The sequence below is a fragment of the Fictibacillus sp. BK138 genome (assembly GCF_004216955.1).
In the GTDB taxonomy this organism is placed as follows: domain Bacteria; phylum Bacillota; class Bacilli; order Bacillales; family Fictibacillaceae; genus Fictibacillus.
The window spans coordinates 701,576-727,618 of the sequence record NZ_SGXL01000001.1 but is presented as its reverse complement, the minus strand read 5'-3'; the positions used below and the strand labels follow the sequence as shown (position 1 = coordinate 727,618).

The window sequence follows — 26,043 nt, the reverse complement described above, 5'->3', positions numbered from 1 at the left end:
CTAAACTAAGTTTCAGGACGAGTCTCCATTGTTTTGCATTACTTTTTAGACGGCAGATTAATCGTAAAGCATGTTCCCTTTTTCAACTCGCTCTTAATTGTAATTTGTCCACCCATTTGCTTCACGATTTGATGGCATACGGTTAACCCAAGGCCAGTCCCTTTTTCCTTTGTTGAATAATACGGGCTGCCTAGTTTTTTGATTTGGACCTCGGACAATCCTACACCGTTATCTTTAATTTGAATGGATATGAAACCATTGGAATTCTTTGCAGCAGATATCCAGATCTCCCCTTCGCTCCTAATGGCTTCGATCGCATTTTTTATGATGTTGATCAATACCTGTTGAATTTCTAGTTTCAGCCCCTCTATTTTGAGGGATGGTTCTACTTCCTGCGTGATATGTATGCTGTTCAGAATAGCGTACGAATGCATGACGTCAATGGACTGTTGAATGAGCGAGGTTAGATCAATCGTTTCATATTGTTCGGTTTGTGGCTTCGCCAGTGCCAAATATTGATTGATGATTTCCTGCGCACGGTCTAATTCCTCAATTGAGATGCTTATGTACAATTGCTGTTCCTTCGTTAGATCTTCTTTTTGCATCAACTGCATAAATCCTCGAACAGATGTCATCGGATTGCGGATTTCGTGTGCAACAGAAGCCGCCAGCTGGCTGACGACATTCATTTTTTCAGTTCGGATCAGCTCTTGTTTCATTTTAATCTGTTCATTCATGTTTTCAATTAAGTAGATGATAGCAATCAGAGTTGCCAAAATAATAAGGGAAGAGCTTAATTCGAAAAAGGTTTCTCGGGTGTCTCCTTTTAACTGAAGAAAAATCGCTCTTGTAATCGGGATTGTCATATAAAACAAACTGATTACGATAACTTTGCCTTTTATTCGATACTTATGAAACCAGTTGGATACAGGGAGTAACAATAAACTGAAGACTGTATAATTTCCTAATAGGATCAATAGTTTCTGGTCTGTAAAGTAACCGATTACGAGCAGAGCTAAAAAGGATGCAAACCCTGCCCTTTTGCCTCCGTATAAAAAAGATAAGATGATCACAATTGCTTTAAAATCATACTTATAGATTTCAAAATGATAGACAGGCTGGCTCATTGTAAAGATTAGTATAATCAGCATGAATAGAAAGAATTTGGAACGAATCTTTTTCCGCTTCTCTTCTCTTTCATTAAAGAAGACTTGATAGATAAGGATTGTAAAAAGAATGAAGACCACGTGCAAGCACATGCTTTGAATTGACTCCCACATACGGTTCCCTACTTCCTCGTTTTACCTGTCTTTTTGATTTTCGACAAAATCTAGGGATTTCCTTGTATATAAAAACTAAATTCTAGGTATTTATATCTAAGGGTTGTGGGAGTTTGTCAATCTATTCATAAAAAAATACAGGCACGTCTCGTTACGCACCTGTTAGTTAAAAAAAACAAACGATATATTCAATGATATAAGCTAATAGTGAAGTTAAGATGATATCAATAATTATCCAACTCTTTTTCCGTTTCCTATACTCCGGCTCCATGAAATATCGGATAGCATAAAAGATCATGAAGATGATGAGTATTTCTAACATCTTACATATTTACGTTTAAATCCAATTCTCCCTTTATCTACTTCCTTTTGAATATTTTTGGATGGAATCAGAAAACTGCTTTTTTTCTCATCTCGTTTGAGTTCTACTGTACCCACTGCCTTTGCATTCTCGACCGCTTTATCATGGAGCGGTAAGTATGAAACTCCTACTGTATAAAGAAAATTATTCATTGCCGATTTTGTGCGCTCAGGAGAATCGTGGATCGTATTTTTCACCTGATCCAGCATACTAGCGATCTTGTTCGTGTTAAATTCAGCATCCGGACGATTCCCCAAAAGCCAACAGTAGCAGCTCCAGCCCGCTGACATTCTCAACTCTTCGCCGCTTGCGATCCATTTATCAGCAACGGTCTGGGCGATGTCTGTTTCAGATAAAGTTACTGCAACCACATAATCGGACAACATATAAAAATACGCCGCATCCATCCAGCGATCAAAGTCTGCCTCAGTCATGACTAGCGGGTCCGCAATTACCCCTGCAAAGTACATTGCGTCGTAATTTCCGGTAGCATATAACTCCTCAGCCAAAGATTGATCTTTTTTGATTTTCTTGGAGATCGGCTTCATTTGCCCTGTAGCTACACCAAATAGCGGCTCATGTGCGCCATTTGATATGTACATCTTCTTCGTGCGTTCTTTGCCGAGAGCTTCAAGCTCTTGCATGACCATTTGTAAATCCACCTTGTTTCACTTCCTTCTTTCTTCCCTATTAGAATCATTTAAAAATGCATTTCTCCTTCTTGAAGAAATGCACACGATCGCACTAGATTGAATGTAATAGACTTATAGACTTTCACTGTATTTTTTAAAATTATCCAGAAACGCCTGCCAGCCTGCTTCTTGCATTTCAACAGGATTGGTAGCTTCCGCTTCAAACGTCTCGATTACTTTCGTTTCGTTATCTTGGCTGATAAAAGAAATCGTAACTTTTCTGCCATCATCAAGTGTGTAACCAATGAACTCGTTTGGTTTTACTTCATCATACGCGCCGCCAAAGTCAAATCCAAAGCTGCCATCCTTAGCTTCCATTCTCGTGAGAAATCTTCCGCCAGCCCTCAAATCATTTTCTGCATTAGGAGCATGCCAATCATCAGAAGCAAAACTCCACTTTGTGATATGTTGAGGCTCTGTCCAGTATTTCCAAACTTCTGCAACTGGTTTTTGAACTGTGATTTCTACCGTTATGGTTACTTTATTGCTTGTTTCCATGTGAATATCCACCTCTCATTAGTATATTTTACTAGACTTCTATAAAATTAATCCTCCTTTCTCGCTAACTAATCTATTGTTTAACTTCAAGAAAAAAGTGCACTTTTCCTCCTTGAAGAATTTCTATAAAACTACCTTATGAATCGATAAAGAAAATAGATATTGAGCAAGAAAATAGGTAGACATCACCAAATAGTTTCTATATTTTAAAGGTTTGATGAACCGATCCCAAGCAAGCGTGGCATCTGAAAAATAAAAAAGAAAAGCTGCCAAGATGATAAATAGATTTTCTGTCAAAATAGAAACCCATACCATACTCGTAATAAGTAATATGTAAGTAAACACTGCAAATTTTAATGGGGACCCACCTGTAAACCGTTTTCCTTTTACTAACCGAATAAAGTATATAAGCGCAATTGCAACTAAACTAACTGAAACTAAAACATTCAATTCTTTCTGAAGTTGTATTTGAAGGAAGGCAATAATGTAGCAAACATGAGCAGTAAGGAAAGAAGCAAGTCCTTGAAGAAATCGATCTTTAGGAACCATTAAAAATATGTCACCTAGTAACGAAAAAAGCAAACCGATGATGATCCACCAGGCATAAGTTGAAGGGGTACTCGTTAGTGCAAAAAGGATAATGATGAGCATGGTCGCTGGTTTGAGAATATAAATAAGCATTTGTTTTTTACGTTTAATTGCATAAAGGTAAGTTATAGATGAAATCAGAATAATAGAAGAAAAAAGGCTAATAGTCATTGCAATCCCCACTCCTTCATTAAACACATAACCTTTTATATCGTTCCATATCCAAGTGGACTTTTCCTTCTTGAAGAAACGCACGTAAATTACAAATAAAATGTACCTCCTCGTAAAAAAGGTACACTTTTGTTAGCAAGTTTTTTATGCACTAATCATTTAATCCTTTTCCATCGAGAATTTGCTGCATATATTTTTCAACCCTCGAAACTCGAGTCTTGGATTGTTTCGGTTTAGAAAAATAAAGAATGTATGCTCGCTGCCTTCCTGGTGTCAAAGCTTCAAAAGCAGGCTTCAAAGCAGGGGTATCGTCGAATTTACTTTGAAGTTCATCAGGAATTTGATATTCTTCATGCTTTTTTAATTCTACTTTCAAACCCGCTTTTTCAATTTCAATGGCTTCAAGAATATAGTCCTTTAAGATGGATTCCATTTCTACGATTTCTTTAACATTGGTGAATCGAATCTGCCTTGCCGCCTGCACGTTCTCCGTTTGCTGAATTAGAATACCTTGGGGGTCTTTCAACAAAGCTCCTTTATGAAAGAGAAGTGCGCAATATTCTTTGAACCCATGCATTAAAACAACATTTTTATCCTCAAACATATAACAAGGATGCATCCATTTAATATCTTCAGTCAATCCAGTTTCAAGAATGATCGTTCTTAGCTTCTCAAATTCTTCCTTCCACTGTTTTGCTTTTCGTAAAAATCCATCCACTTTACGATTCGTTCTATTATCTGTCATCAAGGAACACTCCTCTTAACTTTTCGATAGATACTCTCCCTGAGAAAAAGGTAGCACCCCCACCCATGTCTGCGATGCGATCAGGCGTAAGCGCGTTTACCAGATGTTTTGTTCCATCCACTGCACCCCAGAGGCCTTGAGTAACAGCCACACCGGGAAGAACATTGTCTCCAACACTCGCCTTTAAAATACATTCTCCTCGCTCGTTCCAAACTCGTACCTGCTCTCCATCATTTATGTTCAACTTTTCAGCATCTTCTCGATTCAAAACCACTACAGGTTCTTTTTCAAGTTCAACATGTTTTGTCTGGTTCGCAAACGTTGAATTCAAAAAATTATGGTTTGGCGCCGCAATAAATTGAAAGGGATGATCAGAATCCTTTATTATAGGTATATAGGTCGGTAATGGAGGATAACCGTCCTGTTTCATCCTTTCTGAATATAGTTCAATCTTTCCGCTCGGCGTGGGCAGTCTGTCAGGAAATTTTGCCTTTGCCTTCAGGTACTGATGTTTCGTTAAGGCTTCGTAATTTATCTCTTCCGTATAAGGATTCATAGGATTTTCTAGTGATTGCTCGATTAATTCTCCGTCCGTCTCACCAAATGCCGCTTCGGTAAAGCCCATCCCTTTAGCCAGAAGCCGGAACACGTCCGTGTTTGATTTTGATTCCTCGAATGGTTCGATTACAGGCTGCTGAAGCTGAATATAGTGATGCCAATACGATGTATAAAAATCCGTGTTTTCAAAGGATGATGTAGCCGGTAACACAATGTCTGCGTATCTTGCCGTCTCTGTTAAGAATAGATCATGAACGACAGTAAATAGGTCTTCCCGTTCCAATCCGCTCCGAATTTTATTGGCAGCTGGCGCAACAACAGCAGGATTAGTCCCATATACATAGAGCGATTTTACAGGGGGATCTAAAGTATGCAATGCTTCTCCTAACAAATTCATATTAATCACACGCGTCCTTTTCTTCTTTAACAAATCAGGCCGCTGCAATTTAGCTGTATTGTGGGAAAGATAAGCGGAATTTCCTTTTATCGCCCCTCCTCCTTTTACCAGCCACTGTCCGGTTAAAGCAGGAAGGCATGAGATCGTTCTCACAAACATACCGCCATTGTCGTGATGCTGCGGACCATTTCCAATCCGGATAAAAGCAGGCGAAGTTTCACCATACATTCTTGCAAGTTTTATAATATCCTCCACCGGAACACCGGTAATGTTCGATACAGTAACAGGATCATACTGTAAGACATGTTCACGCAACTCTTCATGACCGACTGTGAACTGTTCCAAAAATGAGGAATCCACCATATTTTCAGCGAACAAAATATGCATCAGTCCTAGAGCGAGAGCAGTATCCGTCCCGGGTAAAATGGGGATAAACCAGTCTGCTAGTCTAGCCGTTTTGTTTTTATGAACATCAATCACAACGATTTTAGCGCCATTTTGTTTCCGTGCTTGTTGAGCAAGGGTAGCTTGATGCATGTTCGTACTTACAGCATTAACACCCCAAAAAATAAACAGTTTAGTGTGGATGGTCTCCTCAGGATCGGTCCCATAACTGCCACCCATCGTATATTTGTAACCTTCTGCACCGGCAGAGTTACAGATACTCCTGTCGAGCTGTGAGGCTCCCAATCGATTGAAGAAACGGCGGTCCATCCCTTCAGCACTGAGGTTTCCCATATTCCCGTAAAAACTGTAGGGAAGAATACTTTCGGCACTGTCGTTTTGCAGCAGTTCCTTCCAGCGGGTGGTAATCGTATGGATAGCTTCCTCCCAGCTGATTCGCACAAATTCTCCTTCTCCTTTTGCACCAATTCGCTTCATAGGGTATTTGAGCCGTTTTTTATCATAGATTCGTTCTGTCATATTTCGTACTTTGTTGCAAATAAATCCCTTCGTAACGGGATGATCGGGGTCACCCTCGACTTTAATAATTTTTCCGTTCTTTTTATGAAGAAGCAGCCCGCATTGATCCGGGCAGTCCAGTGAACATACGGAAGGAAAAATCCCATCCGGTTTATCTAAAAAAGAGGACATAGTCAGTCTCCTTTCTATTGGTGTCACGCAAACATCAGTCGGGACTATTCATGCTAACCAATCTTCTACTAGTTGTTGTATGATTTTGCGTTTCTCAATTTGAAGCATGTGTCCTGTTTTATCTACTATAACAAAAGTTGAATGTGGAAATGTATTGAGGAGAAAATCATAATCTTTATATCCACAAATATGATCTTGTTTACCAAGGATAATAAGTGCTTGCTGCTGTAGCTCAGAAACATCATGAAAAGGTTCTTCTGAGAAAAAGTATCCCTCTTCTCTCCAATTTGATGTTAAAAAGTCTCTGTTGGCTAATAACCGCCCCGGTTGTATTTCTCTTAAAAAACAGTCCAAGCTCTCTTTATTTTGGTAGACAAACAGTGTTTCAAAAGCAGTTTTTTTATCAGAATCCAATCCACCGAGTATAGATTCATCTTTTTCTAGAACTACTTTTTCAGGCAATGTCCTCTCTTTTAGATGAAGAGCAGATGCAAGTAAACAAATACTTTTTATTTGGTTCCGTCTATAGTGCAAGATTCCTTGAGCTAAATACCCACCAAAAGAAAAGCCTATTAAAGAGAAGGTCTTATTAGGAATAATGGTATCTATAAAATCGAAAATATTTACAAGCATATCATCCGTTGATCTAACGTTTTCATCAATAGCACTTTTTCCGTGTGCGGGCAAGTCTATGTAAATTCTTTGGTACCCATTAATATGTTTAAAAATGGGTTCAATCCAAGCCTTCATAGAACGGTGATCTGTTCCCATAGAATGGAGGATCAATAAAGGTTTACCCTCTCCAACGACTTCATAAAAAATACTGCCCATCTTTACTTTACAATTCATCATAATGATCCCCGATCTATAACCCAATCAAAAAAATTCAACATTTCTGCTATTACATTCAATAAGAAAATGCACTTCTCCTTCATGAAGAAATGCACCTATTAAATAAAAACAAGCTCACCCAAAGATTAATTATCCTAATTCAATTTATTTGAAAAGGAGTTATCAAACATAGAAGTTCAGTGATTTTTTATTATACTTTGATTAGGTATCTTTAGCGGGAAAAATGAGAGTAAACTAAGCTAAACTAATAGTAAGTTTTTTATACATACAATGTTGTTAAGAAGGCACAATATAAAAAAGTTCAAAGTTATAGTCGTATCCCCCCTTAATACAAGTAGAAACTTAGTGGGGTTAAAATCTTTCATTTTATCGTTACTTTTCATAAGAAAATAGAGGCATAGAGAATAAATGAAAAATGGATGGTGAAAATAGTGGATTTCATATGGCAATCTTTTTTGTTAATCTTTGTTGGTATTTTGTTACTACGCCTCTCAGGCAGAAAATCTATCTCTCAAATGACACTAGCTACAACGGTTGTCATGATATCTATCGGAACGATCATCGTGCAGCCGATCATCGAAACGAGTGTAGTTCGTACAATTATTGCTGCTACCATTTTTGTAAGTGTTCTCATCATGCTTGAATTTCTTCAAGTGAAATTCAATCTTTTTGAGAATTTATTAACTGGAAAATCAATAGTCGTAATAGAAAACGGTCAACTAAATATCAAGAACCTAAAGCGCCTCAGATTAACCGTAGACCAGCTTGAGAAACGATTAAGACAAACAGGGATCTCAAATATTACAGACCTAAAAACAGGTACGATCGAAACAAACGGCCAGCTTGGCTACGAATTTACGGAAGATGCTAAACCTTTAACCGTCGGTGATTTCAAAAAAATGATGCAGGCTTACGGCTACACGTTTCCCGTACAAAAATCTGAAAAACCGAGTATTTTTAATGAAATTATCAATGGTCATACGAATTCAAATCCTGATCAACTTCAGTAGGGGATCTTTAGGAGAATAGCAGCCCTCATTTTTTATGAGGATAGATACAATATTCAACCTCACCTAGATATCTACTTTTCTGGCTTCTGCTAGCTATATTTGTCCACTTGCTAGTTTATCATCAATATTTCAATGACAGAATCATGAAAATGCCTATCGGAACCTTTCAAGCAATACTTTCATAATTTGATAAGGTAAAAAAGCATCATACTATTGGAGGAACGAGAATGAACCCTATGTATGCCTATCGCTTAAATCCGCAAGTACCACAAAACGGACCCATGCAAGTTATAGTCATAGAACCTTTCGTATATGAAGCGTTACGAGGTTTAATAGGAAAAAGAGCCGTCCTAGATACCACACGTGGTTCCGTTAGTGGAATGGTTGTCGATGCAAAGCCTGATCATGTTGTTATTCAAGAGCATGATTCTACATTCTATGTTCGCCTATGTGAAATCGTTTGGATCATGCCTGAATCTTAAACCCAGCCATGATCTATTTAGCTACTTCAGCAGGTAAGCTAACAAACCATCTGGTCTCTGTGCGCTAAAGATGTTCCTATAAACTCAAACAGATTAATCCATAAAAAAAGAATAAGTCTGTTTGAGTTATTATCATTTTTGAATCTTCTTTAATCTGGTCTGTTTCATAAAAAAGAGGCACATTTCTTATTACAGAAATGCACCCTCGCTATACTTTCCAATTCAAGGAATTTATTTTTAATTATATAAACGTTTGTACAGCCTTTTCCTTATCTTCTATAATCAGTTTCACATCTGCCAGATCAGTTATTGTATAATCGGCTGCTTCGGCTTCGTCCCAGTGAGGGCTTGTTTTCCAGACGGCTAACATTCCAGTGTTCTTCGCGGCTTCTACGTCATTTTTCGGGTGATCGCCAACGAACATGCATTCTGTCGTCTTAACATTTAATCTCTCTGCAGCTCTCTCGAACAATTGTGGATCGGGCTTCCTCAGCCCCTCCATCTCAGATATAAGGATCGCGTCGAAGTATTCCTTAATTTCAAGTGCTTTAATGGTGTCATTTTGAAACACACCGTATCCGTTCGTGACCAACCCTAGACGCAGGCCTTTTTTCTTCAGTTCATCCAGCATGCTCACAAGGTTTGGAAACGGCGTGCAATGGTGTTTGAACTGTGTTAAATAGTCATCGAGCAGTTCTCCTGGGGGCATTCTCTTGACAGCCAACTCCTCGGCTAGCTTCAGATATACTTTGTCTTTCCACACATATCCGTTCTGCTCAAGCTCAATAAATCTTTCTGCAAATTTTTTTTTAGGAATATGGGACAGCACGGATGACAGACGGGTATGCTGATCCTCTACAAATTTCTTAACCGATGTGTCGCGGTCCAAAAGCGTTCCGTCCAAATCAAACAATACAGCTTTTATCAAATTAACACTCTCCTATCCTTGCATTCACAAGATAAATACCCTTAATTATGACTTCGCACGCTTCATATTACTCACCCTATGTGGAAACATAACAAAATTGGGAAATACTTAATAACCCTTCTTCCAAAATTAAAAAAGATGCATTCCTTGTTCTAGAAATGCACCATTCGAAAATTACTCTCTCTCGTTTTCTCGATCTTGGTGTAACAATTGCAACCTTTGTCAAACAAATCCTTATAACGTTTTTATAAACCGGTCAATTCGACGCATTGCTTCTTCAAGCTTTTGAACGGAGGTTGCATAAGAACAGCGGACATGCCCCTCACCGCTTTCTCCAAAAACACTACCCGGTACAACTGCAACCTGCTCTTTCATCAGGAGCTGTTCTGCCAACTCTTCAGATGACAGTCCAGTCTTTTCAATAGAGGGAAATACATAAAAAGCACCACCTGGGACATGGCACGATAAACCCATTTCCTCTAAAGCATGAATGACCAAACTGCGGCGCTGCCGATAGCTTTCTTTCATTTTCACGACATCTTTCTGTCCATTAACGAGCGCTTCAAGAGCTGCATGCTGAGCCATGGTCGGAGCGCACATCATCGTGTACTGATGTATTTTCAGCATGGCTTGCAAAATAGCTTTAGGACCGCAGGCAAAGCCTAATCTCCAACCGGTCATAGCAAATGCTTTTGAAAATCCAGAAATTAAGATCGTTCGGTCCCGCATATTTCTCACAGCAGAAAAACTTGTATACGGTTCATCGTACGTTAGTTCCGCGTAAATTTCATCTGAAATAACGAGCAGGTCATGCTTCTCCACTACCTCCGCAATTCTTTCCAAATCTCCCTTTGACAACACAGTGCCTGTTGGATTATTCGGACTGCATAACATAATGACTTTCGTTTTTTCAGTTATAACAGCTTCAATTTGTTCAGGCTGAAGTTTGAAATCATCCTGGCTATACGTATTTACCGGAACAGGGACTCCGCCTGCCAATGTTACTGTTGGCGCATAGGAAACAAAGCTTGGCTCAACGACAATGACTTCTTCTCCGGGGTTAACGACCGCACGTAAAGCAAGATCAATTGCCTGTGAAGCACCGACTGTAACCACCATTTCTTCTTCCGCACTGTACGTAACTCCAAATCGCCTTTTCATATATCGAGAAATCTCTTTCCTCAACTCCAAAAGTCCGGCATTGGCTGTATAAGCCGTATAGCCCTGTTCCAACGAGTGATAACTTGCTTCTATCACGTTCCAAGGTGTAACGAAATCCGGCTCACCGACGCCTAGGGAAATGACGTTTTCCATAGAAGAAGCAAGATCAAAAAAACGACGGATACCAGATGGCTGAATGGATTGCACGGTATTTGCTAAATATTTTGAAGTGGGTTCTGTAATCACGGCGACACCACTATTCGTTTATCCTCATCATTATCACTAAAAACAAGGCCGTCATGCTTGTATTTTTTTAAAATGAAATGAGTAGTTGTCGATATGACCGAATCTATTGTCGAGAGTTTTTCAGATACAAAACGGCCAACTTCTGCCATCGTTTTACCTTCGATCGATACCGACAAATCGTAAACGCCTGACATGAGATAGACCGCTTTAACCTCAGGGAAACGGTAGATTCGCTCAGCAACTTTATCAAAGCCGACACCTCGCTTCGGTGTGACTTTTACATCAATCATGGCTGTTACAGCTCCTTCTTCGGTACCTTTCGTCCAGTCAATAATAGCAGAGTACCCTAGTATAACTTTTTCTTTTTCGAGCTTTTCTAGGATTTGCTTTGTTTCATCCACTGAAATACCCATTAACCTTGCGATCGTTGCTGTTTCAAGACGTCCGTTTTTTTCGATTAATTGCAATAGTTCGCGTTCTTTAGAATCCAAATCAATCACTCGCTTTTAGTAGAATATGCTGACCATTATAACAAACCCTCTAAGTTAAGCCACTCTGAAACTTTAGAATTAATTTGAAATATAAAAAACAGTGGAGCTCTTCTTCTCGAAGAAAGACACCCTTTTCTTGAAGACTTGCATTGAGATAATTTTTTTTGTTGCCTTTAATTTAAGGGATGTTAATTTATTTTAGAATAAATACAAGTGTCAATCAGCTGGCTGCCATCTGCGGATCGATCCTCATTCCTTAAAGTACCTTCGTATACAAAACCAAGTTTTTCCGGTATAAAGCGACTTTTAGAGTTTCTAGATTCACATCGTATTTCAATTCTCTTAAATCCGAGGTGATTCAATCCGAAATCAGCTAACTCCTTTACCGCTTCCGTCATATATCCATTACCGCTATATTTTGTATTAATCCAGTACCCCATTTCACATTTTGGAATGTCCCAGTCAATTCTATGAAGGCTCGCCGTTCCAATAAAGTCCTTGTCGCCGCCTTTATCAAAAATAAGAAAACGAAAACTTTCTCTTTTTAAAAAATCTATATGAGCATTCCTTAACAGGATCTCTGTTTCTTCAATAGTAGGAATTTCTTGAAAAAGTGACAACCACGCTTTTAATTCATAATAGGAATCTTTAATTGCTTGATACACAATTTCTCCCTCTCCCGAATGAAGTGGTGCTCGAAGAATTAGCCTATCGGTTTCTAATTGTAAAGGAATATCTAATAACAAAGGATTCATTTAATTTTCCCTCCCCTTGAGTATTTTAAATTAATAATGAAAAGCAGTAAGAACATTTCTCCTTCTTATAGAAATGTACCCGATGGTTTATGAGAAATCTTTAAAATTAAATCTTTTAAAGTTCTATTCAATATTTATCAGATTTTCTCCGCCAGTTCTAAAATAATTCCCTCTGGACCACGAACGTAGCATAGCTTATAACTTTCTTCATATTGCTGTATCTCACTAAAGATTTTCGTACCTTTCTTTTTCAACTTTGCAATAATAGCTTCAATATCTTCAACAGCAAAGCATATATGTCGGATACCCAGCGTATTTGCAAAAGGTTGCTGAATATCTATTTCATCTAACGGTGTATAATATTTGACTAGTTCTATCCATGCTAAACCTTCTGGCATTCCCAATCCTACACATGCCGTTTTAACATTTTGAAGCCCAACTATTCTGTCCAACTGACTTCCTTCCAATTCCCATTCGGCTTTCACTTCAAGTCCTAAATCAAGAAAAAACTCTTTAGCCTTTGCAAGATCGTTTACGTTAATACTCACATGATCTATTCTATTTATCTTCATATCTCATACTCCTATGTTTCTATTATTTTAAGGTTTGCTTGAAATTGAAATTTGCTTAAAACATAAAAATATACTTCAATTAATCTGCTAGTTTTTAAATAAGTTCCATAAAAAAAGCGTTAATCCTTTTGAGATCAACGCATCCTTGAATAACAAAGGCTTAAGAGCATGTGATTGCTAAATTATTCCTTTATTTCTTAGCAAATTGCTTTTTAGGAAACTCAAAACCTATCGTCAAATCTTCCTTTAATATGAGCATAGCATCGAACTTTCTCTTCTCTTTTGCTTTTGGCTTGAATCCTTTAATGACATTTGTTTTGCCTTTCGTACATAAATCCTTAACTTGCTTCTCAGTAATATTTTTACTTAGAATTTTCCCCGGAAAGGTTTGTTTACAACCATTCGCATATTCTGAGCAGCTATAGTATGAACGATTCGTGGTGATGTTTCCTTTTTTGCAGCGAGGACACACAGCGATTGGGACCTGATTCATATTCTTAACACCATCAATACTCTGCTGGATTGATTCAGCATTCAGTTGTCCAGGTACTTCTTCGATCAGTTTGTTAAGAAACTTTGCGATACTTCCCAAAAACGCTTGAGGTGTGCCGTTTCCGTTTCCGATTTTCTTTAGATAGTTTTCCCATTTTGCCGTCATGGAAGGGCTGGAAAGCAGGTTACCTTCTATCGACTGACAAAGAATCTTCCCTTTTTCGGTAATATATACAAGGTTCTTTTTCACTTCAATGTATTGGTGTTTTTTTATGGTTTCGATGATCCCACTTCGTGTCGCTTCCGTTCCTAAGCCTTCCACTTCTTTTAAGATTTCCATCTCTTCTTCATTTTCAACCGATTTTCCGCACGTTTTCATCATGGAAATTAGTTGACCTTCCGTGTATGGCTTGGGAGGAGTGGTCAGACCTTCTTTCATTTTGACCAGACTCTTCACGTTCTCCCCTTCTTCAAGTTTAGGAAGAGGTTGTGCAGCGTTGTCATTATTCTTACTTTTATTATCATTTGAACTGTAGTTAAACAGTTCTCTCCAGCCTTTGCTGATTTCTGTTTTTCCTACCGTCTCGAAATCTAAACCATTCACATCCGTTGTTACTTTTGTTTCTTCATACACATAATCATGATGAAACATAGCTAAAGTTGTGTTTAATACTTCATAGTAAATGTTTCTCTCTTCTATTGATAACCCTTGAATTTTCGCACGCGTTGGAACCATTTTGGTAGGAACAATCGCATAGTGTTCTTGTACCTTTGATCCATCCACATACCTTTTATTTGGTCTTTTAGAAATTGGGGTAAAACGGTTCTCAATGAGACCTTGATAGCTTTCAAGATTAGCAGATAGATAGGCAAACTCATTTTCCGTTATGTATTGCGTATCTGTTCTTGGGTAGGATAAAATTTTCTTATCGTACAATTTTTGAACCGTATCCAGAACCTTCTTCGGACTGTATTTCCATCGTTTATTTGCTGTTGATTGCAGAGTGGAGAGCGCATGCAGTTTAGGTGATTTAATACGCATTTCCTTTTTTGAGACGGATTTAATGATACCCGTATCATTTCCTGCGATGTTGTGCTGATTAAGCAGCTGTTGAACTTCTTCTTTGTTTTCACTTTTTATTTTAGCTTTTCCTTTATATTTACCATTGGAAGCTGTAAAGTGGCCATCAATCTCATAAAACGGTTTAGCTACAAAGTTCTCGATCTCGAGGTGTCTTTGATAGATCAAGTATGTTGTTGGCGACTGCACCCTGCCAATGCTCAAGCTATCTTTAAGTCCCTTTTGTTGTAAGAGTAAGGTATACAGGCGGCTTCCGTTCATGCCAACGAGCCAATCAGAGATTTGACGTGTTTTCGCTTCTGCATAAAGTAATAGATCTTTCTCATTATCATGAAGGTTAGAAAACCCTTTTCGGACCTCATCCACTTCCAGAGAGTTAATCCATAGTCGTTTAATGGTCTTGCCTCTCACACCTGTCATATGGTAGATCGAATAAAAAATGTTCGAACCCTCACGATCAACATCGCAACCGTTAATGATGATGTCCGCTTCCTTAAACAACCGTTTTACCGCATTAAACTGTTCATATTTTCCTGACGCTACCTTAAATTCATATCGTTCAGGCAAAATCGGTAAGGAAGATAAACGCCATGTTCCCCATTCTGGCTTATATTCTTTCGGTTGCTTCAGCTCTACGAGATGGCCGACTCCCCATGTAAGTGTTGCGCCATACGGAAATATGCTGCATGGGTTTAACTCAATAAAGGTTTTGTCTTTCTTTTTTATTGAAAAGGCATCTGCATAAGCCTTAGCTTGTGACGGTTTCTCAGCTAGAATGACTACTTTGCTCATAGGACTTCACCTTTGCACATAATTTTTTTTACTAAGCTGTTTCCGTATACATTGTTGCTCTCCGAAAGTAGTTGATTTCCACTCCAGGTTGCTCGCTTTCCACGGGGCGTGCGGTGAGCCTCCTGCCGCTTTGCGCTATTAAGAGTCTCCACCTGTCCGCTCGTCCCGTAGGAGTCGGCAACCTTCCGTTCCATTCAACTTGCAAAGGAGGAGATTGGAAAACACCCAAAAGCAACAATCTTTTAGAAATGAGCCTTTTTCTAAAAGAAAAATAAGGGAAGCGATGCACTACCCTTATTACACATTTCTTTTTTGACTAGTCATACCTCTTCATTTGGACTAAACATTAATTTGTTAAATCCAAGATTTCAATCTGATATCTGTGGGTTTACTTCTTATTGTACCATTTCGTTTACAGACCCAATAATCATCCACTAAATTCAAAGGGCGGCTTCTTGTTCAGTAAAAGCTCAGAATAAGAAAAACATAGGAAAAATTTAATCTTCCTATGTTTTCATTCCTATTATTTATCTGTTTGTTTCTGTTTCTTTTTTAAATAATCCGCACGTAATTTTTCAATATGCTTCTTTTTATCAAATTTGACTGGTGTCTGTTTTTCATGGAACTTTGTCACAGCTACCTGACCTTTGTTATCCAATTGATATTTCCCCACTTTGCTCACCTACTTTTCTTATCTTTAAAGAGAAATCTATTCGACAAGTATAATATACCTTTTTACTTTATAGTGTACGGTTAACTATGCAAATATCAGTAAAAACATTAGAAATTTAGTAATATATTCTAGGTTACAAATGATCGGTTATATTGATAAATACCTTATCATTAAATGTCCTATTTAACAATATGGCGCGATTGTAGAATAAAAAAAGACTCAAGTTGAATTAGAGAAGAAAATTGTAATTCGCAAGGCTTTTAGCAAGTGAATTAGTATTATAATTGGATATGTACATAACATCAAAAGCGACCAGACAAAAATCTGATCGTTTTACTCTTATTCAATTTAAGCACCCGATAGTGGAACAAAATCAACGATATTGTTCTCTGAAAATCAATTTAAATCTAGGCTTGAAAGTTATTTCAATAATATTTTCATATCTATCCGATTCACCGTGAAACAAACGTATTTTTGAATAATCCTTACTGTCTTTTACAATTTCAATTTTATTTACAGAGAGTAATTCGAGATGTGACAATTCCTCATCTGTTTTCTTTTCCTTAATACTCATAGAAAATTCGTGATAAAAAGGAGATAAGATTATCTCGTATACTTCATTATCGGTTTCTAATAGAAAGGTTGATTGATCGTAATAGAAAATATCTGTTTCATCTTTCCTTTTAGGTATTGATTCAAAAACTGAAATTAGGTCTAATTCATCTGGAATATCCATCCCCATCTTTATCTCTCCATTGAGTGTAATGTAGGTTTTTTTACAATACTTATTTATATTTAGTTTAAAGGGCATCTTTCTTCCACAATCCTGCACGTTTGCTTAATATAAAGAGCTGCATAATCAGCTCCTTGGATCTTCAATAAAAGCACCCGTTTGCTGAAAAACGAATTAAAGCTTTTCAAGAGAAAATACCAAATCATTAAATTCAGTTTCAAATCCATATGAATTACATTTATAAACACATAAACTGTCATTTTCGATTATCAACATTCCCGATGAGTGCGCTTCAGATTCTCTGCCGTCACCTTCATCCCAAATATTATAAATACTCAATTTGCCATCGTTAGTATGACATTTAATTATAACTTCTTCTGGAGATGTGTCCTCCCATAAGCTTATGCTCTTTAGACTTCACTATTTAATTCAGATATTTCTATACCTTTATCAGTTCTTATCCAAGTTCCCTGTCTGTGAGGCGAGTTTTTTGAAATGAATTTAATTTTAACTAATTGACCATCAATAATATTCTGAACATCCCATAAAACCACATTTTCTAATCCCTTTTCATTAAAGGCTTTATTAAAGATTCTTTCTTGTCCTATCTCCATTGATCCTCCTATTATGTGTATTAAAAGCTTGTTTGTACAATAGATTCAATAAAAAGAGTGCTTTACCTTCCTAAATAAACGCACCCTAATCTAATTAAAAAAGTACATTTCTCCTTCTTGAAGAAATGCACCCGTTAGTTGAATAAGAGGATGTGATAAAGACTATTATTTAAACTTAACCATTAATTTTTTACCTGATTCTTTTGTTCCTTCAAATATAATGGTATCTTTATATGCTAAATCTAATTTGGCATTGTAATAATCCCAAGTGTTCGTATTTTTTAAATTCTTTTCAATATCTTTTAATACTTCATTAATTAGCTTAGTTGCTTCCTCAACTGTTGGTTGCTCTTCGAGAAGTAGTCTAAACTTTACAGTTTCACCATCAAATGCTCCAACACAATCAATACCTTTTGACTTTTTAAAATATTCCTCTGATTTCGAAACAGCGTCACTTATATCTTTTTCTGGTGGTTTATTACATCCACTAATAATTACTAATGAAATTAAATAGATGAAAAAAAACACGAATTTTCTTTTTTTCAAATAAGTTCCTCCTATGTAAAAAATGTACACATTTAACACGCATTCATTTCTTAATGTTATTTTCATATTCAGCTAACCTGCTACGTTTGTTCAATAAGTTCCATAAAAAAGCGTTAATCCTTCTTGGGCAACCCACCTGTTAGTGAAATATCATTTATCTAATTTCCATATTTAAAAATGCAACTATCATAGTTATTGGTACACTTAAAACAAATGAGGAAATTAGGATTGTTCTCAAACTAAATTTATAAAAAGGGTTGTATGGATGCTGCACCAAACTAAGTAGCTTAAAAAAGGTACATAAACACAATAAAACAATTAATAAAGTAACCAAAGTGTTAATATCACTCAATTATAACCCTCCAAAGATAAGGTGAATATTAAATCTGACCTATCAAGAAACTATTTATTTTTATGCACCTGATTACTGAACAAAGATTAGCCTTTTTCCCATCGTAAAAAAGCCCAAAATTCTAACATATCCATTTTTAAAGGGTATGAATGATTCAAATATTCCTCATTAACTCCTTTAATTATTGGAAAGTCAGCTATTACCTCCGTACAGGCTAAGGTTAACAATCTCTTTTCTTCCTCTGATGGTTCCCCATCAAAATAACCTATCCAATGCAGAGTTTCGTTTTCAAACATTACTGTTAGTCCTCTTAAATTATGAGGAATAGCACCTAAAAGGGAGCGATGGCAACTTATTATTAAATTATTTATTGTTATGTCCATATTAAACACCACCATTAGATTTAAATAACATAAAATATATTGTTCAACAATCCTGCTAACGTTTGCTTTATAAGTTCTTAAAAAAGAGCACATCTCCTTCTTGGAAGAAATGCACCCGATTGCAGAATAAAGAATCACTTAGGTTCATGAGTTTTTAGAAACTTTATTAACTCGTTTTCGTTGTAGGTTTTGAACACAATATCGTCAGTATCAAATAGTACAAATGCAGGGGATTTTTCTAATTCAAGAAATTTATAACTATTATTGGTATCATCTAATGAGCTTCTGCCATGGATTGTTTTAACATTATTAATATCATTTTTTTCTTGCCATTCTTGACCAAGATCATATCTACCTGCCTCATTAACCACGAGAAGTGAATAAAAATTTTCATCTTCCGAGAACAAAGGATGAGAGGGTGTCTGTTCGGATTCATCTGATATGTTACATCCGATTAAAGATAATCCTAAAATACTAACCAAAATTACCAGCTTGTTCATTCCCCACCTCCATTTAGTAAAGCAAAATTCTCTAAAGCTTCTTCTAAAATCGCACGTTCGCTAAATAAGTAAGCTTCTACTATACATCAAAACTCACGTTAACTACTTTCCATTCATTATTGTGGAATTTAAATGTTAAATTAAGAAATCTTGGAGGACTTTCCGACTCTCCGTCTACATTCTTGAAAAATTCTCTTAAATGCACTCTGTAAGTATTACTTTCATTGTGAAATTCAAAACCTTGTATTAACCAATCATCTAATTGCTGACCGTCATAAGGAAATAATAGCCATTGATCGTTAGCGTGATTGTTAATGTATAGTTTATTATCCTTTTCTTCAAGAATAAGGTCCCCTGAGATCATTGATTTTAATTTTTCTTTATTGCCTGAAGTATGAGCATTAACGAATTCCCTAGATAAATTACTTACATGGGAGAATAATTCTTTTTCTTTTTCGTTGACCTCAATTTGTTTTCTCAGTTCCATAATTGTCTGATTTAGTTTCTCTTGGTTCTTTTCACTTTCATTTAAACTTGCTGTTAATTTATCTTTATCTTCTTTAAGTTGAATAGTGGTCTCTTTGGTATTTGTGCAGGCTGTAACCAAGGAAATGCTACAAACAATTACAAAAATGAAAGTCTTTTTCATTTTTATCCCCCAAATTAACAAATTCATTAAATTGTATAATTCTACCAATAGGTACAAATTCCTTCTTCCACAATACTGCTCGATTGCTTAATACCAATTATTTTAAAATCTATTAGTTAACTCAATCTTTTTTTTCAATAAAAAAGACACTTACCTATTACAAGCACCTGATTATGGAATAAGGCAAGTTCTGATTTTTCCTTTTTAAAGCTTTATAATTTTAAATTAATTGCCCCAAGTGCCCATACTTGAACGACCTCCCCAAGGTGAGGGAAATGCGTGACCCAGCCCCCCCATCCTTGAAATGAAAAAAAGGTACCCAATCAGGTACCTTTTTGTTAAAATTTCTTAGGTGTTTGTTTGTTTATACGAACAAATCATCTTTTCTTTCTCTTTTTATGACTGCAATCTCCAAGTCCATGTCCAGCCCCATTGTCTGAACTATTGCCTGAACCACTGTTTCTAGCTTCTGAAACCACTTGAACTCTTTCTAACCTGTTTCTACAACGTCTTCGCCATTCGTTATCATTTCGATGTTTATTCCAACTACTTTTGTCACACTTATTTCTTTTTTCGTGGCAGTCACACTTGTGATGTTTATGATCGTCTTTTTTGTGACAGCCACAATCATGATGTTTACGACTATCTTTCTTATGACAATCACATGAATGGTTACTCGAAGAACTTTCCTTCCAACTCATAACTAACCCCCCCTTTTGTTCTCGAAGGTAAACCTTCGATTAAAATATTTTATGAAATAAATTAGAAAGTGCTTGTACATATCGAATAACAGCACCCAATAATGCTGAGTGCTGTTGCAATACTGAATAAAATAGAACTGGATTATCAACTCTTTGGTTCTTCAATCAAAGCACCTTTCGTATTATACGGTTAGCCAGAATTTTGTGGAATAAAGACCGGCTCGAAGAATCTGGTATTGGAGGAAGATTGCCGGTAACAATCATTTCAGAGATTGGTGAGATAGAAAGGTTTAATCACATAAATAACCTATTATAGAATTCCAAAAAAAGCCCGAGTTATTTTGTTTGTTTATAAGGATAGGTGCTGAGAAGCGTTTGTTCTCACCCTTACGTAAATTATCTTGCATGTTTTTTGTAACAACCAGTCCTTCAGAGAATATGATGATATTGAATATCATTTAGGAGGCAATCTTTTGTATTACGATAAAGATAATATGAATGCTGGTTACCATATGTCTAATAAAGATTATCATATGGCAGACACCATGCAACACCACATGAAAATGTGTAAAGAAAATGTAGGGCGTTATTGTGAGGTGGAAATGGCTGATGGAAATGTGTATCAAGGTAAGATACACAGCTATGATAACGACAATATGTATATGATTATGCCTATGTCAGATCAATCCGAGCGCGTATTTGGTGGTTTTGGAGGATTTGGATTTCCATTCTTTGTGAGGCCATTCTTCCCAGGATTTGGACTTTTCGGCTTTCCATTCTTCCGTTTTAGACGCTTCAGACGTTTTTGGTGGTGATTTTTCCGTCTAAAAAGCCAATTTAAAATTGGTTTTTTCCTTTTTTTAGACAAGGATGTGACTGTAATAAATGAGGAGTCTAAAAACTTACATCCATTTTAATTTAGAAGGAACCGATTTCGATATTTGAAAATGAAAGAACTAAAAGAAGAGGAAGATGAAGAAGATTCACATCCATGTTTACACTTTCTGCAACTCATGATAAGTTCATCCCCTGAAATTACCCAAATTCGATTTCGGTTTTTTCATTATATGGAGAAAAGGACAAGTTGTGCAGTCGAAATTGGTGGAGGTGACAAAAAAAGATGTACCTATTAATTGACAATATCCATTCAATACGTCTCCAATTATAATTCCCGCATCTGTTCTATTTTTATATCAATTCTTTAACAATCCTACCTTTTAATGAAATAAAAAAGCCTCCGGCTATTAAAGCCTGGAGGTTGGATCAGGAGCTTGGCAATCCATAAGGATACTCTTACATCTAATTTTATGTAAGAAAAATAAAATTATGTCTAAGACTCAATGATTATTTTAACGACATTTAAACTAGAATTTTAACATCTGAATTCTAAGATACTTCAAATAAAGAGCACGTTTGTTGTAGTCGTCCTGGAAAATCAAAACTGAATAGATACTTCAGAAAGCACCCGTTTCTAATAAAAGGTAGATTTAGTAGCGTTTTTTATAGATTATACGGATTGCAGCGTCGGCCGAATCACCATCTCATTCACTCCAGTATCATCGGGAAAGAGAGCTGCCGTATTCAATAAAAGGACCCGATAGTTGAACAAGAGAGACACTAACACTGATTGCTGATTATGAAAACTGAGTAAGAGCAGATACAAACGACATCTTAGTAAATATTGAAGCTATTTTAAGGAAGTTTTAATGTAGCCAGGATAGATGTGGATCAGAAACAAATTGCAACCAAAGTAGACATAGGTATTACTAGATGGCCTATCAAGAATGGGGATTCAAAACAAGAAATGAGGCAAACATGAAAGGTGATTCAAAACTAATCTGTGAAATAAAAAAGGTGCATCACTATTGTAGTCGCACCACCATTGGATTGGATTAATCCCAGATACTGATTCTTGGAACACCTGCTGTTCTTAAATAATCCAATAACTGACCCGTATGAATAGATTCATGATAACCTACACGTAATAACATGTCGCCTAAATCTCTTATGTAACCCGAATCAGAGCGGTCAATCTTTAAATTTTCTAAGTCTACTTCAGAAAATGACTTGATTGTATCTATGAACGCTTTTCTATAAGGTTTAGCATATTCCAATTCGTCATTTACTGAGGTAAATGGACGATTTTCGAAAGGAGAATTGAAAACGGACAAACTCCCTCTATTTTTTATTGCTAAGTGATAGTAATGTTCACTTTCTAGTACGTGTCTAATCATTTCTAGGCAATTCATTGCTTCTCCATCCGGCTTCCAATGGAGTTTCTCATCAGGAATAGATCTCCAAACTTTAATGCTTCTTCTCCTAATTTCATTAAAGTTTAAAATAATTAAATCAATAGAATTCAATAAATTTCCTCCTTTTATTAGAATATCTTAATTATACACGAACGAATGTTCGTTTCAATGAAAAAAAGAAACATTTAGTTAACTTATTTCTCAGATATAATTATGTCGCATTTTAAGTCTACTACGCAAAATAAGAGTTACTCCACAATCTGGCCCGTTTGTTGAATAACTAAAAAAAGAGTTCACCTATTGGCAAACTCTCATAATTTTAGTTAAAAATTATTCAAAATCAATCTAATGTAATTCATTCAGAAAAATTACTAAAAATCATTCTTATAAATTTTAACCAGATTCCTGTTAATAATGAAAAATTACAGTTAGTTACCTACTGCCACATTTCGTTCCACTACATCATGAACAAGAAGGACACCCAACTGGTGATGTTCATTTTGATAAAGGGAGCCTTGAACGAATCGAATCTCTCCGTTTAGATCAAGTACTTCGAGTTTACAGTAGGCTGCGTTAATTTGCAGTGCTTTGTACAGGCTTGTTTCATGTGTCAGTGTCACACCGTTTACTTTTACAATAATTTCTCCGACCTTTAATCCCATTTTAGCAGCAGGAGTTCCAGGTACGACAGCAAGTATGATAACCCCTTTATCCCTCTGAACAAAGAGAGATGGTCTTGTGTCATCGCGCTGACTGGTAATGAGCGTAATGAGTTCACGTCCGGCAAGACCTGCAGCGATCGCGATGGCAATCAATAGCGGCAGGTTATAAAAATGACCAGCAGCTGCAATAGCTAGAACAAGCAAACCTAAAATCGTAACTTGTTTTCCAAGATGTTTAATCGCTTCAACAGGGAGCGTGTGTGTAACAAGCTGGCGATAGCCGATTGCAAACGGTACTAAGAAAAACGAGAACCCGACTGCTCCCATCGGAAACAACGGCCACCAGTCTAATACCGGGATTGAACCAACCGGTAGAACGAGAAACTGAGGAACGATCCAGAATCGCGTTGCTTCATGTGCTCCTACATAATGACCTCTTTTTCCTTTAAACAGACGTGGCGAAGTGCGGTCTGCACCTTTCCATAAGATCAAGATCCCTTCCTGAATCAGAAGCACGCCTAGGATGACAGCTAATGAATCAAGCGGTGTATTTTGAATATCTTCAATCCATCTATCCACGACCGCCATTCCGGTATTTAGTTTAGGCAGCAAAAGGCCTGCAATCGCAGCTAAGCTTACCGCATACGCTGGTGCCATAAAGCGCGTTTTCATTGTCATTACAAGGATGACATACATCAATCCGATTAATACGATCATTCCAATCGGCAAAGTCACGCCAGCTGCAATAAAAATAACCGATCCTATAAGTCCAATTAAAATACCAGGCAGCAGTGAAAATATTAGGTTATCAATCACGGGATGAACTTTTACTTTAAATTCTTTTCGTTCCCGTTTCACTCGTTTTAGTCCGATCAAGAATGCTACGAATATAAAGCCATAAAAAAGCGGGTGTAAAAACAGCAGCCCGATGCCTTCTATCAGTTCGTTCACAAAGGTGTCTGTCATGGGCGTTCTCTCCTCTTCTCTTCTTGCAGTCTATCCACTTTTTCTTCAATTCTTTTAAGTCGTCTATCACTTGATACAGCTCGTTTGATCAGCATCCCGATTCCGCTTATGATAGCGAGCAGAACTAGGAAAGCCATGAGCTGAAACAGAATGTCTCCAACATTAAGTGATCCCATCAGCGTTACCCCTTTTTCTTATACAAAAAAAATCCGCAGAGAATATTTCCTCTACGGATAGTATTCGTGTTTCGGTTGTTTTTTCCTGCCATAATGCCTTATTTTGCAAGTAATTCGATGGCTGTTTTACGCTGAACATCGTTTTTCTCGTTGCGGATCGAATCGATTACTTTCGCTTCCATCTTACCTGCTGTTTTTTGATCAATTTTCCCTGTAGCTGATAAGCTGTTCGCGCGCTGGAACGCTGTTACAGCAGCCTGGGTCTTCTCGTCAAAATACCCGTCTTCACGTCCGGTTTGGAAACCTAATCCGTTAAGCATCACTTGCGCATTTTTAACTTGTTCGTTATTCATGTCATACACAAGCGGCTTTTCGATCGAGATCGGATTCGTGTAGAAGTATTCAGGCTGTTTCACCTCATACGTTGGCTTCACGCCTTTTTTATGAATCCAGTTTCCGTCAGGTGTCAGCCATTTAAAGAGTGTCAGCTTAATATTTGAGCCATCGCCTAAATCGATGGACTGCTGAACCGTTCCTTTGCCAAACGATTTCTCGCCGACTAGATCGTAACTGCCAGCTTCTTGAAGGGCAGCAGCTAGAATCTCAGATGCTGAAGCACTTCCTTTATCGATCAAACCTACGATCGGGTAATCTTTCTTTTCTTTTAGTGTGGAAACATAACGCTCTTTGTTTCCTTTTCTGTCTTCAATCTGAACAAACGGCTTATTTTCTGGAATGATTTGGCGTAGAATGCTGTCTACCGCCTCAAGGTATCCACCTGGATTACCGCGGACATCAATCACAAGTCCGTCGATCTCTTTCTCTTCAAGTTCAGTAAGCTGTTTCTTAAAGTCTGAACCCGTTTTTTCAGAGAAAGATGTGATTTCGATGACGCCAATATTTTTGCCGTTTACTTTTTCGATATCCGAATAAACGGTCTCGATCGGAATCTCGTCACGTGTTACTTTGATCGGCATAACGTCGTTCACACCGCTGCGCTTAACACCTAAAGTAACAACAGAGCCTTTTTCACCGCGGATCTTTAATACGGCTTTATAAAGATCTAATCCTTCAACACTTTTACCGTCGATCGTAACGATCTGATCGTTCGGCTTTAAGCCCGCCTTCTCGGCAGGTGAGTCTTTAAACGGTGCAACGATCGTTACTTTGCCGTCCACCATACTTACTTCAGCGCCGATTCCTTCAAAAGAAGAATCCAATGACTGCGTGAACTGGCTTGCGGTTTCCTCATCCATATAAACGGAATAAGGGTCTTTCAATGTTTTTACCATTCCTTGAATAGCACCTTCAAGCAATTTTTCACGATCCACATCTTCTACATAACGAGAAGAAATGATCTCGTACGTCTTTTGAAGCTTCGCGAATTCTTCATCGCTGTTTACCTTTGTTTTCGTTTTCGGCAGATCGCTTACCGTGTCGTTTTGAACAAATTTCGAGTCGTTCCCGAACAGCGCCATTGAACCATACATTCCACCAGCACCAACAAGCAAGGAAACAACAATCAGCAGGGCCAACATCTTTTTATTTACGTTCATTCTGCTCACCTCATTTTTGCAGGAAAAGGCATC

28 protein-coding genes are annotated in these 26,043 nt (G+C 37.2%); 3 read left to right on the top strand and 25 right to left on the bottom strand.

Translation table 11 applies throughout. The features are described from left to right. Nucleotides 1–38: 38 nt before the first annotated feature. From EV282_RS03460 to EV282_RS03430, 7 genes are all read right to left on the bottom strand, one after another. The gene (locus EV282_RS03460) at nucleotides 39–1,259 is read right to left on the bottom strand and encodes an ATP-binding protein (protein WP_165389343.1); all 1,221 of its coding nucleotides are present in this window, start codon (nucleotides 1,257–1,259) and stop codon (nucleotides 39–41) included. A gap of 336 nt (nucleotides 1,260–1,595) precedes the next feature. Continuing rightward, nucleotides 1,596–2,303 (bottom strand): DNA alkylation repair protein, encoded by a 708-nt coding sequence (locus EV282_RS03455; protein ID WP_130293821.1) that lies wholly within the window; start codon nucleotides 2,301–2,303, stop codon nucleotides 1,596–1,598. Between the two features lie 102 nt (nucleotides 2,304–2,405). Next, nucleotides 2,406–2,831, bottom strand: coding sequence for an SRPBCC family protein (locus tag EV282_RS03450; protein WP_130293820.1), 426 nt, complete (start codon nucleotides 2,829–2,831; stop codon nucleotides 2,406–2,408). A gap of 123 nt (nucleotides 2,832–2,954) precedes the next feature. Further along, nucleotides 2,955–3,590, bottom strand: coding sequence for a lysoplasmalogenase (locus tag EV282_RS03445; RefSeq protein WP_130293818.1), 636 nt, complete (start codon nucleotides 3,588–3,590; stop codon nucleotides 2,955–2,957). A 151-nt stretch (nucleotides 3,591–3,741) separates the two neighbouring features. Further along, on the bottom strand, nucleotides 3,742–4,335 hold the full coding sequence (locus EV282_RS03440) for a YdeI/OmpD-associated family protein (protein ID WP_130293816.1): 594 nt from the start codon (nucleotides 4,333–4,335) through the stop codon (nucleotides 3,742–3,744). Beyond that, complete coding sequence (locus EV282_RS03435; protein WP_130293814.1) at nucleotides 4,325–6,385, bottom strand: molybdopterin-containing oxidoreductase family protein; 2,061 nt, start codon at nucleotides 6,383–6,385, stop codon at nucleotides 4,325–4,327. Before EV282_RS03435 ends, EV282_RS03440 begins: the two co-directional genes overlap by 11 nt. 48 nt (nucleotides 6,386–6,433) lie before the next feature. Beyond that, on the bottom strand, nucleotides 6,434–7,234 hold the full coding sequence (locus EV282_RS03430) for an alpha/beta fold hydrolase (protein ID WP_130293812.1): 801 nt from the start codon (nucleotides 7,232–7,234) through the stop codon (nucleotides 6,434–6,436). Between the two features lie 434 nt (nucleotides 7,235–7,668). Between EV282_RS03430 and EV282_RS03425 the strand changes: the two genes are divergently transcribed. After that, nucleotides 7,669–8,247 (top strand): DUF421 domain-containing protein, encoded by a 579-nt coding sequence (locus EV282_RS03425; RefSeq protein WP_242611821.1) that lies wholly within the window; start codon nucleotides 7,669–7,671, stop codon nucleotides 8,245–8,247. Between the two features lie 227 nt (nucleotides 8,248–8,474). Continuing rightward, a complete protein-coding gene (locus EV282_RS03420; protein ID WP_242611820.1) occupies nucleotides 8,475–8,729 on the top strand; it encodes a YuzF family protein in 255 nt (84 codons plus the stop codon). A 241-nt stretch (nucleotides 8,730–8,970) separates the two neighbouring features. Here the strand turns inward: EV282_RS03420 and EV282_RS03415 are convergent, their stop codons facing one another. From EV282_RS03415 to EV282_RS20095, 14 genes are all read right to left on the bottom strand, one after another. Continuing rightward, entirely contained in the window at nucleotides 8,971–9,657 is a 687-nt protein-coding gene (locus EV282_RS03415; protein ID WP_130293808.1) for an HAD family hydrolase, read from the bottom strand. Between the two features lie 234 nt (nucleotides 9,658–9,891). After that, complete coding sequence (locus EV282_RS03410; RefSeq protein ID WP_130296885.1) at nucleotides 9,892–11,061, bottom strand: aminotransferase; 1,170 nt, start codon at nucleotides 11,059–11,061, stop codon at nucleotides 9,892–9,894. Then, on the bottom strand, nucleotides 11,061–11,555 hold the full coding sequence (locus EV282_RS03405; RefSeq protein WP_130293806.1) for an Lrp/AsnC family transcriptional regulator: 495 nt from the start codon (nucleotides 11,553–11,555) through the stop codon (nucleotides 11,061–11,063). The genes EV282_RS03410 and EV282_RS03405 overlap by 1 nt, the downstream gene beginning before the upstream one ends. 188 nt (nucleotides 11,556–11,743) lie before the next feature. Further along, a complete protein-coding gene (locus EV282_RS03400) occupies nucleotides 11,744–12,310 on the bottom strand; it encodes a GNAT family N-acetyltransferase (RefSeq protein ID WP_130293804.1) in 567 nt (188 codons plus the stop codon). A 137-nt stretch (nucleotides 12,311–12,447) separates the two neighbouring features. Further along, on the bottom strand, nucleotides 12,448–12,882 hold the full coding sequence (locus tag EV282_RS03395; protein WP_130293802.1) for a VOC family protein: 435 nt from the start codon (nucleotides 12,880–12,882) through the stop codon (nucleotides 12,448–12,450). Nucleotides 12,883–13,072: 190 nt separating this feature from the next. Further along, nucleotides 13,073–15,247 carry a type IA DNA topoisomerase gene (locus EV282_RS03390; protein WP_130293800.1) on the bottom strand — a complete coding sequence of 725 codons (2,175 nt, stop codon included), beginning with the start codon at nucleotides 15,245–15,247 and terminating at the stop codon, nucleotides 13,073–13,075. A gap of 523 nt (nucleotides 15,248–15,770) precedes the next feature. Then, nucleotides 15,771–15,920: a hypothetical protein gene (locus EV282_RS20100; protein WP_165389342.1), complete on the bottom strand. Its 150-nt coding sequence runs from the start codon at nucleotides 15,918–15,920 to the stop codon at nucleotides 15,771–15,773. 373 nt (nucleotides 15,921–16,293) lie between these two features. Then, nucleotides 16,294–16,662, bottom strand: coding sequence for a hypothetical protein (locus EV282_RS03380; RefSeq protein ID WP_130293796.1), 369 nt, complete (start codon nucleotides 16,660–16,662; stop codon nucleotides 16,294–16,296). A gap of 401 nt (nucleotides 16,663–17,063) precedes the next feature. Continuing rightward, a complete protein-coding gene (locus EV282_RS03375; protein WP_130293794.1) occupies nucleotides 17,064–17,267 on the bottom strand; it encodes a hypothetical protein in 204 nt (67 codons plus the stop codon). Nucleotides 17,268–17,432: 165 nt separating this feature from the next. After that, entirely contained in the window at nucleotides 17,433–17,813 is a 381-nt protein-coding gene (locus tag EV282_RS03370; protein ID WP_130293792.1) for a hypothetical protein, read from the bottom strand. A gap of 438 nt (nucleotides 17,814–18,251) precedes the next feature. Continuing rightward, nucleotides 18,252–18,548, bottom strand: coding sequence for a hypothetical protein (locus EV282_RS03365; RefSeq protein WP_130293790.1), 297 nt, complete (start codon nucleotides 18,546–18,548; stop codon nucleotides 18,252–18,254). A 134-nt stretch (nucleotides 18,549–18,682) separates the two neighbouring features. Then, a complete protein-coding gene (locus tag EV282_RS03360; RefSeq protein WP_130293788.1) occupies nucleotides 18,683–19,048 on the bottom strand; it encodes a hypothetical protein in 366 nt (121 codons plus the stop codon). Nucleotides 19,049–19,127: 79 nt separating this feature from the next. Further along, complete coding sequence (locus EV282_RS03355) at nucleotides 19,128–19,697, bottom strand: hypothetical protein (protein ID WP_130293786.1); 570 nt, start codon at nucleotides 19,695–19,697, stop codon at nucleotides 19,128–19,130. Between the two features lie 490 nt (nucleotides 19,698–20,187). Then, the gene (locus tag EV282_RS20095; RefSeq protein WP_165389341.1) at nucleotides 20,188–20,361 is read right to left on the bottom strand and encodes a hypothetical protein; all 174 of its coding nucleotides are present in this window, start codon (nucleotides 20,359–20,361) and stop codon (nucleotides 20,188–20,190) included. Between the two features lie 510 nt (nucleotides 20,362–20,871). Between EV282_RS20095 and EV282_RS03350 the strand changes: the two genes are divergently transcribed. Then, a complete protein-coding gene (locus EV282_RS03350) occupies nucleotides 20,872–21,213 on the top strand; it encodes a hypothetical protein (RefSeq protein ID WP_130293784.1) in 342 nt (113 codons plus the stop codon). 1,077 nt (nucleotides 21,214–22,290) lie between these two features. Here EV282_RS03350 and EV282_RS03345 read toward each other — a convergent pair. The 4 genes from EV282_RS03345 to EV282_RS03330 form a co-directional block, all read right to left on the bottom strand. Beyond that, entirely contained in the window at nucleotides 22,291–22,761 is a 471-nt protein-coding gene (locus tag EV282_RS03345; protein ID WP_130293782.1) for a DinB family protein, read from the bottom strand. A 317-nt stretch (nucleotides 22,762–23,078) separates the two neighbouring features. Further along, nucleotides 23,079–24,278 carry a PDZ domain-containing protein gene (locus EV282_RS03340; protein WP_130293781.1) on the bottom strand — a complete coding sequence of 400 codons (1,200 nt, stop codon included), beginning with the start codon at nucleotides 24,276–24,278 and terminating at the stop codon, nucleotides 23,079–23,081. After that, nucleotides 24,275–24,454: a hypothetical protein gene (locus EV282_RS03335; protein WP_130293779.1), complete on the bottom strand. Its 180-nt coding sequence runs from the start codon at nucleotides 24,452–24,454 to the stop codon at nucleotides 24,275–24,277. The genes EV282_RS03340 and EV282_RS03335 overlap by 4 nt, the downstream gene beginning before the upstream one ends. A 98-nt stretch (nucleotides 24,455–24,552) precedes the next feature. Continuing rightward, nucleotides 24,553–26,010 (bottom strand): S41 family peptidase, encoded by a 1,458-nt coding sequence (locus EV282_RS03330; protein ID WP_130293777.1) that lies wholly within the window; start codon nucleotides 26,008–26,010, stop codon nucleotides 24,553–24,555. Nucleotides 26,011–26,043: the final 33 nt, after the last annotated feature.